14 protein-coding genes and 1 pseudogene are annotated in these 16,187 nt (G+C 45.1%); 12 read left to right on the forward strand and 3 right to left on the reverse strand.

The genetic code is table 11. The features are described from left to right. Nucleotides 1-124: 124 nt before the first annotated feature. On the reverse strand, nt 125-1,084 hold the full coding sequence (locus H1230_RS15820; protein WP_239716906.1) for an alpha/beta hydrolase: 960 nt from the start codon (nt 1,082-1,084) through the stop codon (nt 125-127). 194 nt (nt 1,085-1,278) lie between these two features. On the opposite strand from H1230_RS15820, the gene thyX reads away from it, so the two are divergent. Next, entirely contained in the window at nt 1,279-1,980 is a 702-nt protein-coding gene (gene thyX, locus H1230_RS15825; protein WP_239716908.1) for an FAD-dependent thymidylate synthase, read from the forward strand. A gap of 87 nt (nt 1,981-2,067) precedes the next feature. Here the strand turns inward: thyX and H1230_RS15830 are convergent, their stop codons facing one another. Beyond that, nucleotides 2,068-3,384 (reverse strand): APC family permease, encoded by a 1,317-nt coding sequence (locus H1230_RS15830; RefSeq protein WP_239716910.1) that lies wholly within the window; start codon nt 3,382-3,384, stop codon nt 2,068-2,070. A gap of 127 nt (nt 3,385-3,511) precedes the next feature. On the opposite strand from H1230_RS15830, the gene H1230_RS15835 reads away from it, so the two are divergent. Both H1230_RS15835 and H1230_RS15840 read left to right on the forward strand, forming a co-directional pair. After that, nucleotides 3,512-4,423 (forward strand): LysR family transcriptional regulator, encoded by a 912-nt coding sequence (locus tag H1230_RS15835; protein WP_239716912.1) that lies wholly within the window; start codon nt 3,512-3,514, stop codon nt 4,421-4,423. A 77-nt stretch (nt 4,424-4,500) separates the two neighbouring features. Beyond that, on the forward strand, nt 4,501-5,415 hold the full coding sequence (locus tag H1230_RS15840; RefSeq protein ID WP_275591231.1) for a tyrosine-type recombinase/integrase: 915 nt from the start codon (nt 4,501-4,503) through the stop codon (nt 5,413-5,415). Nucleotides 5,416-5,654: 239 nt separating this feature from the next. On the opposite strand, the gene H1230_RS15845 is transcribed toward H1230_RS15840, so the two are convergent. After that, complete coding sequence (locus H1230_RS15845) at nt 5,655-6,581, reverse strand: L-lactate dehydrogenase (RefSeq protein ID WP_239716914.1); 927 nt, start codon at nt 6,579-6,581, stop codon at nt 5,655-5,657. Nucleotides 6,582-6,884: 303 nt separating this feature from the next. Between H1230_RS15845 and bcaP the strand changes: the two genes are divergently transcribed. The 9 genes and pseudogenes from bcaP (at nt 6,885) to H1230_RS15890 (ending at nt 16,172) form a co-directional block, all read left to right on the forward strand. After that, nucleotides 6,885-8,270 carry a branched-chain amino acid transporter BcaP gene (bcaP, locus tag H1230_RS15850; RefSeq protein WP_239716916.1) on the forward strand — a complete coding sequence of 462 codons (1,386 nt, stop codon included), beginning with the start codon at nt 6,885-6,887 and terminating at the stop codon, nt 8,268-8,270. A 36-nt stretch (nt 8,271-8,306) separates the two neighbouring features. Further along, nucleotides 8,307-9,596 (forward strand): beta propeller repeat protein, encoded by a 1,290-nt coding sequence (locus H1230_RS15855; protein ID WP_239716917.1) that lies wholly within the window; start codon nt 8,307-8,309, stop codon nt 9,594-9,596. A gap of 185 nt (nt 9,597-9,781) precedes the next feature. Further along, nucleotides 9,782-9,958, forward strand: a complete 177-nt coding sequence (locus H1230_RS15860; RefSeq protein WP_154119618.1) for a hypothetical protein — start codon at nt 9,782-9,784, stop codon at nt 9,956-9,958. 212 nt (nt 9,959-10,170) lie between these two features. Beyond that, the gene (locus H1230_RS15865) at nt 10,171-10,569 is read left to right on the forward strand and encodes a DUF2500 domain-containing protein (RefSeq protein ID WP_239717371.1); all 399 of its coding nucleotides are present in this window, start codon (nt 10,171-10,173) and stop codon (nt 10,567-10,569) included. Between the two features lie 131 nt (nt 10,570-10,700). Next, a pseudogene (locus tag H1230_RS15870) lies at nt 10,701-10,987 on the forward strand (SDR family oxidoreductase); the annotation flags it as partial. A gap of 313 nt (nt 10,988-11,300) precedes the next feature. Then, nucleotides 11,301-11,723, forward strand: a complete 423-nt coding sequence (locus H1230_RS15875) for a cell wall hydrolase (RefSeq protein ID WP_239716919.1) — start codon at nt 11,301-11,303, stop codon at nt 11,721-11,723. Between the two features lie 254 nt (nt 11,724-11,977). After that, complete coding sequence (gene gerQ / locus H1230_RS15880) at nt 11,978-12,379, forward strand: spore coat protein GerQ (protein WP_481857177.1); 402 nt, start codon at nt 11,978-11,980, stop codon at nt 12,377-12,379. A gap of 341 nt (nt 12,380-12,720) precedes the next feature. Further along, nucleotides 12,721-14,037 carry a hemolysin family protein gene (locus tag H1230_RS15885; protein WP_239716921.1) on the forward strand — a complete coding sequence of 439 codons (1,317 nt, stop codon included), beginning with the start codon at nt 12,721-12,723 and terminating at the stop codon, nt 14,035-14,037. 185 nt (nt 14,038-14,222) lie between these two features. After that, nucleotides 14,223-16,172, forward strand: a complete 1,950-nt coding sequence (locus H1230_RS15890; RefSeq protein ID WP_239716923.1) for an ATP-binding protein — start codon at nt 14,223-14,225, stop codon at nt 16,170-16,172. The last annotated feature ends 15 nt before the right edge of the window (nt 16,173-16,187 follow it).

A 16,187-nucleotide genomic window follows, 5' to 3' on the forward strand; every position in this document is an offset into this window, starting at 1 on the left:
AGTTGCCTTCATTTTCTCATGGATGATTGGGCTGTTGAAGGTGTGCTGGGTTTGACGCTTACAAAAAAGGTAGCCAGATGGCTACCTTTTTTGCATGCTCGATTTGAGATCCATATGAGATTCGTTACTCAGATGCATCTTGTAACCATTCAGTAGCCAGCTTAATGGCACCTTTTTTGGCGTTGGTCTCAGCCAGCACATTCAGCATCACGAAATCATGAATGATCCCTTGGAAACGCACGGCTTTCACAGGTACTCCTGCTTCAAGCAATTTGGCGGCATAGGCTTCGCCTTCGTCACGCAATACGTCAGCTTCGGCAGTAATGACCAAAGCTTCAGGCAAATCTCGCAGTTGATCAAGGCTAGCACGTAGCGGAGAAGCTGTAATCTGTGCACGTTGTTGCGGATCGGTTGTGTATTGATCCCAGAACCATTTCATCCCTTCGCGCTGCAGGAAATATCCTTCAGCGAACTGATGATAGGATTCAGTATCAAATGAGGCATCGGTCACCGGATAGAACAACAGCTGTTTGGAGATTTTTGGGCCGCTGCGTTCTTTGGCCATTAGGGTAATTGCTGCGGCCATATTCCCACCGACACTGTCTCCGCCAACAGTTAGCTTGTTAGGATCAAGGCGATTCTCCGGTCCTTTTTCAGCAACCCACTCCAACACGGCATAGATTTCTTCGATAGCGGTCGGATATTTGGCTTCTGGTGATAGACTATAATTGGGAAACACGATTGCTGCTTCAGCACCCACAGCCAATTCGCGGATTAAGCGATCATGCGTATGGGCATTACCGAACACCCAGCCTGCACCATGGATATAGATGATAACTGGAAGGACTGATGATATAGAATTCTGAGGGCGAACAATCCGCACGGAAACCTCGCCGCTCGGACCACCAGGGATCATCAAATCTTCGATTTCAGCCTCTGGTTTATCAATTTCACCGGACTGGACGGTATCAACGACTTCACGACCTTTAGCAGGACCTAGGTCAGATAGAAACGGGGGTTTGGCATTATCATCAGCAAATTTCTGCGCTGCGTCTTCAAGCACAATCTTAGTATTTTTGGGCATATTTATCGTCTCCTTTGTAATATCATAGTCAAGTTCCCTCTCTTCAAGACATAACCAACTAGGAGCAACCTGAAACGAATGATACAAATTGTAACGAAGATCTAGCCTATGAAGTTATATACATGGAAGGTGATAATAGGTAAAATAATGGAAGTTGATAAACATTACCTACTAAGAACGCGGAGGGGTTAAATTTGAATTCTATTCAAGTATTAGATAAAGGATATGTACGGCTTGTAAATCATCTGGGATCTGATCTAACCATAGCTAATGCAGCAAGAGTGTCCTATGCGAAGGAATCCAATGAACTTACTGATCGTGATATAAAGTTAATCCAATTTCTTGCTCGTGAAGGGCATACTTCTCCGTTTCGGCATGTGTTGTTACAATATGAAATCTATGCTCCCCTAATGGTCGCACGACAATGGTGGAAGTATGTCATTGGATCTGCTCATTTTGAGGGAACTGGAGACAGTCTAGACGCATGGAATGAATCCAGCAGACGATATATAACAGAGGAACCCACTTTTTATATCCCTGGGGCTGAACAATGGAGGGGGAAACCTGCAAACAGTAAGCAAGGCAGTGGGGAGGTAGTCGAATGGGAACTAGGTCATAAGCATACCAAAGAATTGATGGACTACATAGAGCTTGGTGTAAAGAAATACGAAGCTGCATTAGAAGACGGGATTTGTGCCGAGCAAGCGAGACTATTCTTACCTTCATATGGTTTATATGTTAGATGGTACTGGACAGCATCCTTGCAGTCGGTAAGTCATTTTCTTAATCAGCGTTTAGCTCATGATGCCCAGCGAGAAATACAAGATTATGCAAAAGCTATATTAGAGCTGACTAAACCTATATTTCCTTACGGGATTGATGAATTGTTGAATTAATTGCAAACATTATGCAAAAACCGCAGAAGCGCTCTTTTACAGAGTCTCCTGCGGTTATTTGTATTTATTATGCTGTTCAATAAACAGTTACAGTACCTTTCGCTCAATCTCATTTATTCCAGTCGTCGGAACCTCTTGTCCAGAGCTCATTTGTTTGTTGTTGAAGAAGACAATCAAGATAAAGAATAAGGTGATGAGCAGCGGATAACCAATCGCCCAACCTGTGAAAGGAAATACGGCTGCTGTCGCCAGAAAAGAAATCCAGCTGATCGTTACGCCTAAGCGGCTACCTTTTAATAAGCGAATGCCGGCTGCGCAGCCACCCATATAAGTCAGAATAAAAGTGGCATTAGGGAACTGGATCAAAGTGGTGATGGAGAGAAATCCGCTCCCATAGAGGAACAATACACTCACAAAGCATATTAACAGGAAGCCAATCGCACCGGTGGGCGTATGGTAGCGTTTGGACAGCTTGCCCATCCACTTCGGTGCATATTCTTGACGGGCTAAGGCAAAAGCGACGCGTGAAGCGGCACCCGTATAGGCAATAATAGTGGCTGTACAGATGAAGAGCCCGGTAACTCCGGCAATGAATCCGCCCCAAGCCCCGAGTGGTTGGCTGATAATCCAGACGAGCGAAGTGCTAGATCCACCCTTCAGGTAGCTTTGTGTTCCTACTGTAGCCAGAGCAGATAAGAAATACAGAATGCCAACAATGATGGCTGCAATAGTGACGCCTGTAACTGCTGCGCGCTGCGGGTCCTTGAACTCTTCTGAGAGGTGGGAGACCGCTTCCCAGCCGATAAAGCACCAGAACAAAATCGCCGCCGCCCGTCCGACACTCATCCAGCCGTGAGGTGCAAATGGGGTGAAATGTTGAACCTCCATCCGGGGAAGCGCTGCGGCAAACGCGAAGACCAGCACGGCAACGATGGCGATAACAACGGCAATCTGTACTTTTCCCGCGACCTGCATCCCGATCCAGTTCGTAAGGAGTCCAATGGCCAGCATGGCAGCAGCTATGGCGATTCTTGCGCTATCTCCCCAGCCCATGGCGGCTGTCATATAACCCGCTCCGGTCAATGCAGCCACAGGTCCGCCGATAGGGACGGACATCAGGAAGAACCAGCCCACTAAGGCTCCAGCTCTTGGACCAAAAGCGAGGGTAACGAAATGGGAAACACCTCCGGCATTCGGAAACTTGGCGGATAGCAGCCCCATCGATAAGGCCATCGGCAGGATCAGCAGCGTCATGAATCCCCAAGCCAACAGCGAAGCAGGACCAGCCATTTCAGCAGCCAGACCGGGGACGATCAGCACTCCCGATCCGAGCACAGCACCGATGTAGAGGGCAATGGCCTGTGGCAGACCAATATTTCTCTGTAGACCATTTATTTCCTTCATATATCTGTAATCCAACTTTCCTTGTGTTTTAGTATAGATTAACAGATAATAGACCCATTGGAAAAACGGAATTATCGAATCGCATCCATTCAAAATTCCGATGGGTGCACATCGTCAGGAGGATCTTATGGAATCACGACATCTATTCACCTTTTTGGTGGTAGTTGAAGTAGGCAGCTTCACGCGTGCAGCACAGAAGCTGGACTATGCCCAGTCAAGTATAACCGCGCAGATTCAAGCTTTGGAGGCGGAGCTGGGTCAGCCTTTATTTGATCGGATCAGCAAAAAAATCACACTCACCGATGCCGGGCGGCGACTGCTGCCCTATGCCCAGGAAATCTCCAAGATGCATGCATTGGCACAGGATGCCTTACGCTTTGACAGTGAACTGTCCGGAACACTGCGAATTGGAGCACCTGAATCTCTGGCTGCTTTTCGCTTGCCGGGGATTATTAAAGAATTTCGTGGGCGTTATCCGCAGGTGCAGATCATCCTCAAGCCAGGCGCTTGCTGGGAACTGACTGATTTCATTCGTTCTGGTGAACTGGATCTGGTGTTATTGTTACAACCGGAAACAGAATACAAGGATATTCATATAGAGACACTCATTCATGAGGAGATGGCCCTGGTAGCACCGCTCCTGCATCCACTGCATAACCTTAAACAGGTAGAGCCGCATCATCTCAAAGGAGAAACTATCCTGCATACAGAGACAGGCTGTTCTTATCGCATTTTATTCGAACGTTATCTAAATCATCATGGCGTGTTTCCAGACCCTAAGCTGGAATTCTGGAGCATTGAGGCGATTAAGCAATGTGTAATGGCTGGGCTCGGCATCTCATTTCTGCCACTTGTAACGGTTAGAAATGAACTAGTTGAGGGCAAGTTGGTTAAATTGAACTGGAATGATGAATCGCAGCGGGTCGCTACACAAGTAGCTTATCATCATAAGAAATGGATGTCTCCGGCGCTTTCTGAATTTTTGCATACGGTACAAAAGCATGCAGCAGAGTGGAGAGAAGAACCGACGATCTGCTGAACATACGGATTGGGTTGAATTTCTAAAGCTAATCTATGATACAATAGGTTGTCGAAAACCAAGGGGAGGCCAAAGTCGTGAATGACTGGATAGAAGACTACGAGGAAGAGCGTGAAGCCTTTCTAATCTGGATGAAGGATGCCGGCTACACCCCTTATACGCAAAAATCCTATCTTGCTGATATCAGACAATTCCTGTCCAGCCTGGGTGGTAAAAAGCTGGAAGCAGTCAAAAAGCTGCATGTCGTATCATATCTGACCTCTGTCCGTGAAAGCGGGGTAAGCGATGCCACTCGGAACCGGAAGCATGCTTCGGTCAGCTGTTTTTTCAAGGCGTTGATTGAGCTTGAACTTTACTCCGTCAATCCGGCAGCCGGGATCAAGAAATCCAAAACAGATAAAAATCGTGAGCCAGTCTATTTAGATGAGAGTGACCTGCAGCGGTTTTTGTCGGCTGTGGAGGGTAAATATAAAGACCGCAATTTGGCAGTCTTTTTACTTATGTCCTACATGGGGCTGCGGGTTGGTGAAGTTCATACGCTGAATATGAATGACTATAATGTAGAAAGACGTTCGCTTCGCGTGTTTGGGAAGGGGCGTAAATGGCGGAATGTTCCGGTGCCGGAGGACGTTGCTCCTTTTCTGGATCAAGCGTTGGAAGCACGTCTAGACCCTTGGCGCAGTAAAGAAGAAGCGATGTTTATTTCACAAAAAGGGCGCCGACTCTCGATTCGCGGGATTCAGCAGATTGCTGCGCAAACCTTTGAGCGCTTCCAAGCACAAATTCCTGATGCTCATCGGCGACCCTACTCCAGCCATAAGCTGCGTCATTCATTTGCCACGATGCTGCTGCGCAAAGGGGCGGATCTGCGCACGGTACAGGAGCTGCTTGGACATTCTTCAATCCAGACTACCACCGTATACACACATATCACAAGTCGGGAGAAAGAAGAGGCTATGTCAAGGCTGCAAATTCGTATTCCGGAGGTGTGAGCAAACGCAATTTTCTCCTGTGGAGTTGCTGCAGCCAGCGTCGTTCCAAGGATATAGAAATCAAATCCATTGGCAGGGTAAGTTGATCCATGTTATATTTATGTTAAGGAATTCCGTCCTTTTCGTAATGGTGGTAACCCTCCATTCTACCTGAAGGACGGTTTTTTGGGTCTGCTGTTTACAAAAAAAAGCAGCCCTCCGTCATTTTTAATGACATTCAGGACTGCCCTTGATGGGTGTTACAATTCTAGTGTGGCAATCTGCTCCTTAAGCATCTCCGCGGATTGCTGGAACAGCGCTTGCTCATCCTTACTGAGTGGCAGATCCAGCACCTCGCGTACACCGGAGCGGTCTACAACGCAGGGTGCACCAAGAAAGACATCTGAAACTCCGTTATAGTTATTTAACAATGTGGAAACATTTAGAACAGCCCCTTCATTGTTCAATATTGCAACAACGATCCGATCCAAGGCCAGTGCAATTGCATAAGAGGTTGAACCTTTGGCATTGATAATTTCATAAGCGGCTTTCTTGGTATCTTCAAAAATATCATTGCGCTCTGCTTCATCAAAACCAAGGTCAATCCCGGCTACATTAGCTAAACTCCAGACTGGCAGTTCTGAATCGCCATGTTCTCCGATAATTTGTCCGTGAATGCTGCGCGGGTCAATTTCCTTATGAAGACCGATCAAGTAACGGAAGCGGGCACTATCCAGCACCGTACCGGAACCGATAACGCGTCTGCGGTCGAAGCCGCTTATTTTTAAGGTAGCATAGGACAAAATATCAACAGGGTTCGTTGCAATCAACAGAATGGCTTGCTGATTATATTTGGTTATTTTTTTGATGATATCTTCAAAAATCGAAATATTCTTCTTCAAAAGATCAATCCGGGTTTCACCCGGCTTCTGGGAAGCGCCAGCGGTTACAATTATAATATCTGCATCCCGGCAATCTTCATAGGTACCTGCCCATAGCTTTACTCCACCAACAAAAGGCATACCATGATTCATATCCAGTGCTTCACCCAATGCCTTCTGATGGTTGACATCTATTAAGACTAATTCAGGCATGCGTTTGCGCAATAACAGAGTATAAGCGGTAGTTGCTCCGACTGCACCAGTACCGATAACTACGACGCGATTAGGCTTGAATGAGGGGGCCATAAGTAATATCTCCTCTAAAATTCGAATTTTTGGTGACCAATCTTATCCAGCTTAGCTACCTTTAGTGTTTTCAAGCGAAGTCCTTTTAATTCATTACCCTGAAACACACTAAGCAAACTATATATTGCAGAAATGTGATTAAGATGTTTAGCATTTCCTGTAAATACGATAATTATGAATATAGTATATTCCGCTGGATTGCTTGCCACCACGTGTTCAAGAGGGAGCAAATATTGCTGCCAGCATTAACAATATCCCTCTAACAGATAGCAATACATAACTTTGACAGGAGAGAATGAAAGCATGGATTTATTTCGCAAAAAACCGCTCAGTGCCCCTATAAGCACTGAAGCAAACAACCTTAGTAAGACACTGGGTGCATTTGATCTCACGACACTGGGTGTTGGCGCCATTATCGGCACGGGGATCTTTGTAATGACAGGGGTCGCAGCTGCAGAGCATGCCGGACCTGGGCTAGTACTTTCCTTCGTTCTAGCCGGTTTTGCCTGCGTGCTCTCGGCGCTTTGTTATTCCGAGTTTGCCTCTACACTACCGGTATCCGGCAGTGCGTATGCCTATAGTTATGTGGCCTTCGGCGAACTCTTGGCTTGGATACTTGGCTGGGACCTTGTGCTGGAATATGGAGTTGCAGCGGCGGCCGTCAGCAGTGGATGGTCTGGATATTTTCAAGGCCTGCTGGACGGCTTTGGTCTTCATTTGCCCACAGCCCTATCCGGGGCGTATAATGCGGACAAAGGCACCATCATTAATTTGCCGGCAGTAATCATAATTTTACTTATTTCCTACTTACTTACCCGGGGAATCAAAGAAACGGCCCGGTTTAATACAATTATGGTCGTTATCAAGCTGTCTGTGGTCCTACTGTTTATCGTCACCGGTGTTTTCTATGTGAAGCCGGAGAATTGGACACCCTTTATGCCATTTGGTTTTCATGGTGTTGTTAACGGGGCAGCTACTGTGTTTTTTGCCTATATAGGCTTTGATGCCATTTCTACCGCTGCCGAAGAGGTGAAGCGGCCTCAGCGTGATCTGCCGATTGGAATCATCTCCTCTCTTGCGATTTGTACAGTGCTATACATTGCTGTATCGCTCGTATTGACTGGTATTGTTCCTTATCAATTATTAAATGTAACTGATCCCGTTTCATTTGCTCTTCGTTATGTAGATCAGAATATGATCGCCGGCCTTATATCAGTTGGTGCAATTGCCGGGATGACTACGGTTTTACTGGTTCTGCTATTCGGACAGTCCCGCCTGCTGTTTGCTATTTCACGGGATGGATTGTTGCCGCAAGCCTTATCTAAGATAAGCGCTAAGACCCATACCCCAGTTCGAAGTACATGGATGGTAGGGGGTATTATTGCGCTATTGACCGGATTTGTGCCGCTGGATCGGCTGGCGAATCTCACAAGTATTGGCACCTTATTTGCTTTTTTAGTAGTATCTTTGGGTATTATTGCCTTGCGCTATACGCATCCAAACTTAAAAAGAGGCTTTACTGTGCCTTGGGTTCCCTTTATCCCACTGCTTAGTGCGGCGGCTTGCGGGTATTTGATGTATAATCTGGGAAGTGAAACTTGGACGGGATTCTTTATCTGGTTGTTCATCGGAATGCTGATCTATGCATTTTATGGTTATCGCAGCAGTAAGCTGAATAAGAACAACTAAGAATCAACAATTCTAGATAAGAGAGGAGAGAGAACATTGTCAACCGCAACTATAGGCTGGAGGGCTCTGAGAATTCTTTTTATGGTACTCTTAACCACACTGATACTCTCGGCATGTTCCTCTCCTCCACCGGAGCCTTCTCAGCCACCACAGCCAACTGAAGCTCCGGAAGTGGGACAGACGATTACGGTGATTACTCCGGATGCCAAGAATGTGGACAGCGATAACGTCACGAAATACCAAATTCAGACCCGACTTACGGATTTCCAGCTTCTGAGCACTTCCGAAGGACTAGCTTGGGGAGTAACGAAAAATGAGCTTCGCATGTACATGACCCAGAATAACGGGAAGACCTGGACTAATATTTCTCCGGCTGCTAACGTGCAGTTTCTTTCAAATCCTGTATATGGAAAAGAAATCTTTTTCACAGATCCTAGCAATGGGTGGATTATACGCAGTTCCTTCGGGTTGACGGAGACGATTGTGCTTCGCACTAAAGATGGGGGACAAAGCTGGAAAATATCTTCATTAGCCGATGCGAATACGATCTCCTCCATTTATTTTCTTTCACCAACGCATGGATGGCTAATGACTTCTTGGGATTCTTCTTCTACTAAAGAGAGTAAAGCGCTCTATTCAACGGTTGACGGTGGAGCGACCTGGAAAGCGGTCATGCAGAACGAACAATATAATCCAAATCTCCAGAACAAAGCGATTCCCATGGCGGGAGTAACTACTGGAATGGTGTTTAAGGATAGAACCCATGGCTTTGTATCGCTGCAGACTGGTGCTCTGCCCAAAGTCTATCTGACGAAAGACGGTGGCGTGACCTGGCGTTTAGGCCCTGCTTTCTTAGTGAATGAACGATTCGAGAGCTGTGACAGAGTCATCACTGGCCAGCCTGAATTCTTCGATGGAGGCAAGGTCACAGGGTGGATGGCTGTGGGCTGTCAAAAGGATAAGGATAACAGTATTAGCTACCATGGTTATTTTACGGCGGATGGGGGGGAGAATTGGCAATTCCGATCCTTTAACCTCACTAGCCGGACAGGCATCAATCGCCATATTGCTCCAACGTTCCTGGATTCCGAGACCGGTTGGACCTTGAATGAGAGTACACTTTACTACACAACTACCCAGGGGCAAATGTGGAAGGCGCTTCCGGCCAGTAGTGTACTGCAGTCCAAGCTACTCGAATATCCGGAAATTGTGAAGCTGCAATTTTTCTCTGCTAAGGTAGGCTGGCTTCTGATTGAGAAAAAAGAGGATAAACGGTCCATATTGCTGCAAACCACGAATGGTGGGCTCAGCTGGAGGGTGATGTAATAAAAAACAAGCAGAAGCTGTACTTTGTGTCGTTTCTGCTTGTCCACAATATAAGTAAAAATCTTATTTAAAATTTTCTTTAAAAATGTGAAAAAAATCACATGACAAATGGATTTTAGTGTGATATATTTAACACATGGAACAAGTTCATTATTTCACAAACTAATATCCGAATGGGAGAGATTATGATGACAACTTTTGAAACGGATTATATGACTAAAAACTTGCTGCAATTGTGCTACAACTGTGCTGATGCTCATCTGTGTGAAACTGAAGAACAATGCAAAGCTTGTTGGGCTGAAAATGGCATGATGCCAGAGCAAGATGAAACCAAACAGTTACTAGACCTTGTTCATGCTTAATCTGACTACTAAAATGTATGATTAAAGACCACATGTTTTCTTGAACCTAAGAAATCGTAGTGGTCTTTTTGTGTTCTACAAATTCCATGAATATTCACTAGATTGTTTATTTTTGATGCTGTCTGAACGGGGAGAGGCATATACATGTACTGTAGTGTCCATATGTAAAAGATATGGGCTGAATAAGGGTGATAAGGAGGGAAGTCATGGGAATGGGCCCGGATTCTTCATGGATGTTTGATTTTTCCGGAACGGTGCTCCCGATCTTTCTTGCTGTGATGATTGGTATTATCGCTGTATCTTCAGGCAGAGGCTTGCTTCAGTGGAGCCGTAACAACAGCTCGCCCATGCTAACTATTCCTGCCTGCATCGTCAGTAAACGCAGTGAGGTACGGCAGCAGCAGCTTCAAGAAGAGGGGGGATCAAGCCGTACAAGCACAACTTATTATTTGACATTCGAAGTGGATAATGGAACTCGAGTCGAATTCAAAGTAGAGGGTAACGAGTATGGTATGAGTGCAGAAGGAGATCGAGGGGTACTGTCTTATCAAGGGACTCGGTATCATGGATTTCAAAGGCATCCCCACTATTCTTCAGCAGATCAGCTCTGAAGTCTGTATTTGTAATACCATATTTTGATTGTGCAATCCCCTTGATTCCAGTTAGTGGAACAAGGGGATATTTATTTTATTAGGAATTATCACTGAAAATGGGAGTGAGCTTATGATGTATTTATCGCTTGTATGCAGCTTCCAAGGGGGCCATCTCCGCGCTGACCCATGCAATGGCGATCACACTGGGGAAAGACGGAATAACCCTTAATAATATCAGTCCAGAATGGATTGAAACAGAGAACTATAATGACCTTCGGGAAATAGACCATACACAACATCCGTCAGGACGTGTCGGCAAAACGCAGGATATTGCCCTTGCATGTCTTTATCTGAGCGCTCCGGACAATCACTTTGTAATGGGCACAGAGATTGTGATTGATGGGGGATGACACGCAAAATGATTTACGAACCTTAAAGCACGAATGAAATTTAAGTGAGGACTGTCACCACTTAGGCGAATGCACATACAATACAGCGTGCAGTAAAGAGGAAATTTACTTGCCTATATAAGTTGAAGTAGAAAACTTAGCAAAAGGCAAAAGTAACGGAGGGGAATTTTGGAACTGTAGGAGCGATAGCGACCGCCCACAAGCTTTCCGTAGGAAAGCTCGCATCGTAAGCATAAGCTGTCTCCGGAAGTCCAAACATTCACCACAATTACGATTAAAGCCGATTCAGGAAAATCTTAAGTTCAACTTATGTAGGAACAATTACAAGGAGGAGACAGTGTGGCCGTCATCAAAGCGAACTCGGAAGAAGTGAAGGTGCTTGCGCGGCTGATGCGAGCAGAAGCCGAAGAGGATGGAGACTCTGGTATGCTGATGGTCGGCAATGTCGGCGTCAACCGTATTCTTGGTAATTGCCTGGATTTTAATAACATCCGGAACATGAACGATATGGTATTCCAAAGTCCAGGAGGTTTCGAAGCACCGCAGAAGGCATATTTCTATCAACGGGCACGGGAGTCTGATATTCGACTGGCTAAGCGTGTGATCGCGGGTGAGAGAACCTGGCCTGCATCCAATGCCCTTTGGTTCTTCCGACCCGTCGGAGACTGTCCAGCTACATGGTATGACCAGCAGAATACCGGTCGCTTCAAAGCTCATTGTTTCTTTACTCCGACTGTTGCGGATTGCCCAGCGGTATATTAGGCAACGTAACTATTCAGCCATGCAGAGACAGACACTTCTTCTGAAAAGGGTGTCTGTCATAAAAGTAATGTTTGTACTAGTAAAGTCTTTAGGAGCAACTGCTCCACAATACTTTTAGGAGGTTTTAGTAAATGATAGCTCAACCTTATCGACCAGTTACTTACACTATTGGTACAATGTCTTCAAATAACATGCCTGGAACGAGCGGAATGGGTGGAATGAATGGAATGTCGGGGATGGGTGGAACGAGTGGAATGCAAGGGATGCCAGGGATGCCAGGAATGGGTGGAATGTCGGGGATGGGTAGTGTACCCCCTCCAGTGAGCAGCGGAGCTCCGATGACCCCAACCGGAACGGTCGTTCCAACAACAGCTCCTGTCTTTGAGCAATCTTACATTGAGAACATTTTTCGCCTGAATCTTGGCAAAGTAGGCACATTCTATTTTACCTATGAGAATAACAAGGATTGGAATGCCAAAATCTATAAGGGAAAGCTGGAGGCTGCGGGTCGTGACCACATTATTATCAGTGACCCGGCAACCGGACAGCGCATTGTCTTACTTATGATTTATTTCGATTATGCTACCTTTGATGAACCTCTTACTTATCAGTATCCAGGTACAATCGGCAATCCTCCAACTCGGAATTTTCGTTAATATCTTAAGTCTCCCAAACCTGTGAGGTGCGGGGGACTTCTTTTTTGTAACTCATCTATAACAGACTCAACAGTAAAGAGGGGAAAGTCGAGGATATTAGAGCTATCAGCAGTATGTGTACCTAACCGTTATTTTTCAACAGGACAGGCATGCTTGCGATTTCAGTCAATATATTAATATAATAAAGTATATATTTGTATCCGTGATTCTAGTCAGGAGCTGAAGGCATTGGGAAATTGATACTGAAAGGAATAACTGATGAGTTGCAAGCTGTCATTCTAAGTAAACGAAGGAGGTGGGCCTATCCGCCCGATGTGGAAGACGGTGGATAGGAGTATACATTGAGCGACCCTTTACCCGGTATATTAAACGTAAGTCTGATTATTTTATTGGTGCTTTTGAATGGATTTTTTGTTTCGGTCGAGTATGCGATGGTGAAGGTACGTAGCGGTCGTATCAATTCCCTGATTGAGGAAGGCAGTAAAAGAGCATTAGCGGCAAGAAATATCGTACATCATCTGGATGCCTATCTATCAGCCTGTCAGCTGGGGATTACGTTAGCTTCGCTTGCACTAGGTTGGCTAGGAGAACCAGCCATTGCAACGATTGTAGGTCCTATTGTGGCCGGATTAGGTCTTGGCGAGAGCTCTGTTTATGTTATTTCCCTAATTATCGCTTTTATGTTCATTACAGTTCTGCATATTGTGCTCGGTGAACTTGCACCTAAGACCATTGCAGTGAACAAAGCAGAAGCAGTTCTTCTTCTAACAGCGGGTCCAATGAATGTGTTTTATAAGCTAATGTATCCGTTTATTTGGATCGTGAATAGTATGGCGCGCGGTTTGCTTCGTATCTTCCATCTTGCGCCAGCCTCAGAGCTGGGAATCGCACACACAGAGGAAGAAATTCGTATTCTAATGCAGGAAAGCAACAAGAGCGGACTGATTGATAATACCGAAATGGCTTTGGTTGATAACATTTTTGAATTTGTAGATACAATGGCCAGAGAGATTATGATTCCGCGTACTGAAATGATTTGTCTCAATAATCATCTTTCGGCGGAAGAGAATCTGGAAATTGCGTATGAAGGAATGCGGACACGTTACCCTGTTTGCGATGGCGACAAGGACCATATTTTGGGCTTTATTCATATCAAGGATTTAATTAGGGATAACGCCCCGATATATATCGAACTGCTGCGTCCTATCCTTACTGTTCCGGAATCGATTCAGATCAGTGCTCTGCTAAAAGTAATGCAGCGAGCAAAGACGCAGATTGCCATACTGATCGACGAATATGGTGGAACCTCCGGAATGGTGACACTGGAAGATATTATGGAGGAAATTGTTGGCGAAATTCAAGACGAATTCGATGAGGAACGCGCGGGTGTGGAGAAGTTGGCGGAGGATGAATTCTCCATCGACGGGTTGATGCTGATTGAGGAAATCAATGATCTTCTGGGTCTAAATATGGAGACCGATGATTATGATACTTTAGGCGGTTGGCTGTATTCGAAGCTAGAGGTTAATCCGCCACAAAAAGGCCAATCTGTAGAATTTGACAGCCATCTGTTCATCGTAGATGAAATGGACAGTAAACGGATTTCCCGGATTAAACTGCTGAAGATTCAGATGCTAACTGAAGAAGCTGGTGCATAAGACAGTAAGGTATGGTGCCTCGAATGGGCGCTATGCCTTTTTTTGTGCGCAGGTTGGAAAAAGGTTCCTGTTTGTGTTCACCTCATTTGAGCCAAAGATCCGATTCTTGTCGTTTCACCTTGGGTAATGGGTAGGTAAAGCTATTTGTCAGTATCTTTTTTATGAGGAGAAGGGAGAGGGAACACATGCCACCGCATCAAGGTCATTATAATGACTTGCTTGTTTTCCTTTCTATTATTATAGCGTTATTATCCTGTTTCACGGCTTTGGATCTGGCTGAACGCCTTGTCAGAGGGAGAAGAGGGCATCCATATATTTTACTAACGTCCAGCATTCTTGGAATCGGTCTGTGGAGTATGCATTTTATTGGTATGCTAGCTATGGAAATGAATTTGATTGTCAATTATCACCTTCCACTAATGATGTTCACATTATTGATTCCTATCACTGTATCCTACGTACTACTCACTTTAATAAATAATCCTCGTACTCGCAGCAAGCCTTATCTAGTTACTGGAGGTCTGCTGTTTACTTCAGGCATTCTATTTATGCATTACATTGGAATATTCGCAATGAAAATGTCTGCACGATACGAACAGAATGTATTTTATGCGCTCCTTTCCATACTTTTTGCGCTTGTGGTGCCCATTGTTATGGTGTTCTTTAAACAAAAGTGGCTTAAAAATGTCTATAATATGTTTTCCTTCCAAAAGATTCTGTTAGCTCTGTTGCTGACAGGATCATTAGCAGCAATGCATTATACTGCCATGGCAGGCGCTTCCTTCGTGGTGACAGATAATGTGAATTATAACGGAAGAGCACCGTTGTTGAATGATTCCTTGCTGGGCTTCCTGGTGGGTGGCGCCTTCTTGATCATTGTAGTAATAGTGTTGGTTCTCCTTTACAGAGAGCGTCAGCAGGTGCTGACCTCGGCCAGATTTAATGAACAACGTTATATGGCGCTATTCGAGTTCAGTCCGGATATGGTGATTTGTATTGATCCAGTTCATCAAAATATAGTGAGTGCAAATCCAACCGTACATGAAACAACGGGTTATAGTAGAGAGGATCTGCTGGAATCTAAGAATATCATAGATGGCAAACAAGATAGGTTGGCTGTTAAAGCTGCAATTGACTTGGCTTTTCAAGGACATTCCAGTAAATTGGAGCATTCCATAAGAACAAAAGCGGGCAGAAGATTGTATTGTAGCTCAACAGTATTTCCGCTAGTTGCCGACAATCAAAACCTTGTATATATAATCTCTAAAGATGTGACTGAACTCATGCAGTTCCAGCAGGAGCTGGTTATCGCCAAGGTAGCAGCAGAAAGCGCAGTCCGGATGAAAAGTGAGTTTCTGGCTACAATGAGTCACGAAATTCGTACGCCTCTTAATGGAATTCTTGGGATTAATCAGTTGCTTGCAGATGATTTAACAGCCCCTGAGCATCTGGAAATGTTAAAAGTACAGGCTGAAAGCAGTGTAGCTTTACTTAATGTCATCAATGATATTTTAGACTTATCCGGCTTGGAAGCAGATTCCTTGCGCCTGTACAGAGAGCCTTTTCAATTATCCCAATTGATGGAGCAATGTATCGAGATGTTCCAAGGGTTTGCGCGTGATAAAGATTTGAGTCTGTTACTATTTGTAGATCCTGTTATTTCTGACCTGCTGGTTGGTGATCGTGCTCGCATTCGTCAGATCCTGGTTCATTTAATCGGCAACGCTGTTAAGTTCACTTCCTCTGGAGCTGTAACGATCACTGTGAAATCCTGTAGTACTGACAGTAAGTCAGTTTGTCTGCAATTCCGAGTCAGTGATACAGGCATTGGTATTGATCCTGATAAGCTGCATCTGCTGTTTAAGCCGTTTACCCAACTGGATGCTTCACATAATCGCAAATATCCAGGAACCGGATTGGGCTTGGCCATATGCAAAAAGCTGGTTGAACTGATGGATGGGGTAATTTGGGTGGAACCTGCAGCAGGAGGTGGCACCGAGTTTACATTTAGAATTATGCTCGAATCCATAGATGAATATGTGGGCCCAATGTTGCGCAAGAAGACTGAACCGCCGGGAGAGCAGTTGAACTCTGAAGTATTGAGGTTTGCTAAGAAGAGTCCTTTAACTATATAATTCAAATTAAAACTA

It is taken from the genome of Paenibacillus sp. 19GGS1-52 (assembly GCF_022369515.1).
Classification (GTDB): domain Bacteria; phylum Bacillota; class Bacilli; order Paenibacillales; family Paenibacillaceae; genus Paenibacillus_AQ.

Coding starts and splice junctions, on each gene's coding strand:
- H1230_RS15820 (WP_239716906.1), bottom strand. CDS start 1,084: ATGCCCAAAAATACTAAGATTGTGCTTGAAGACGCAGCGCAGAAATTT.
- H1230_RS15830 (WP_239716910.1), bottom strand. CDS start 3,384: ATGAAGGAAATAAATGGTCTACAGAGAAATATTGGTCTGCCACAGGCC.
- H1230_RS15890 (WP_239716923.1), top strand. CDS start 14,223: ATGCCACCGCATCAAGGTCATTATAATGACTTGCTTGTTTTCCTTTCT.
- bcaP (WP_239716916.1), top strand. CDS start 6,885: ATGGATTTATTTCGCAAAAAACCGCTCAGTGCCCCTATAAGCACTGAA.
- H1230_RS15860 (WP_154119618.1), top strand. CDS start 9,782: ATGATGACAACTTTTGAAACGGATTATATGACTAAAAACTTGCTGCAA.
- gerQ (WP_481857177.1), top strand. CDS start 11,978: ATGCAAGGGATGCCAGGGATGCCAGGAATGGGTGGAATGTCGGGGATG.
- H1230_RS15835 (WP_239716912.1), top strand. CDS start 3,512: ATGGAATCACGACATCTATTCACCTTTTTGGTGGTAGTTGAAGTAGGC.
- H1230_RS15865 (WP_239717371.1), top strand. CDS start 10,171: ATGGGCCCGGATTCTTCATGGATGTTTGATTTTTCCGGAACGGTGCTC.
- H1230_RS15845 (WP_239716914.1), bottom strand. CDS start 6,581: ATGGCCCCCTCATTCAAGCCTAATCGCGTCGTAGTTATCGGTACTGGT.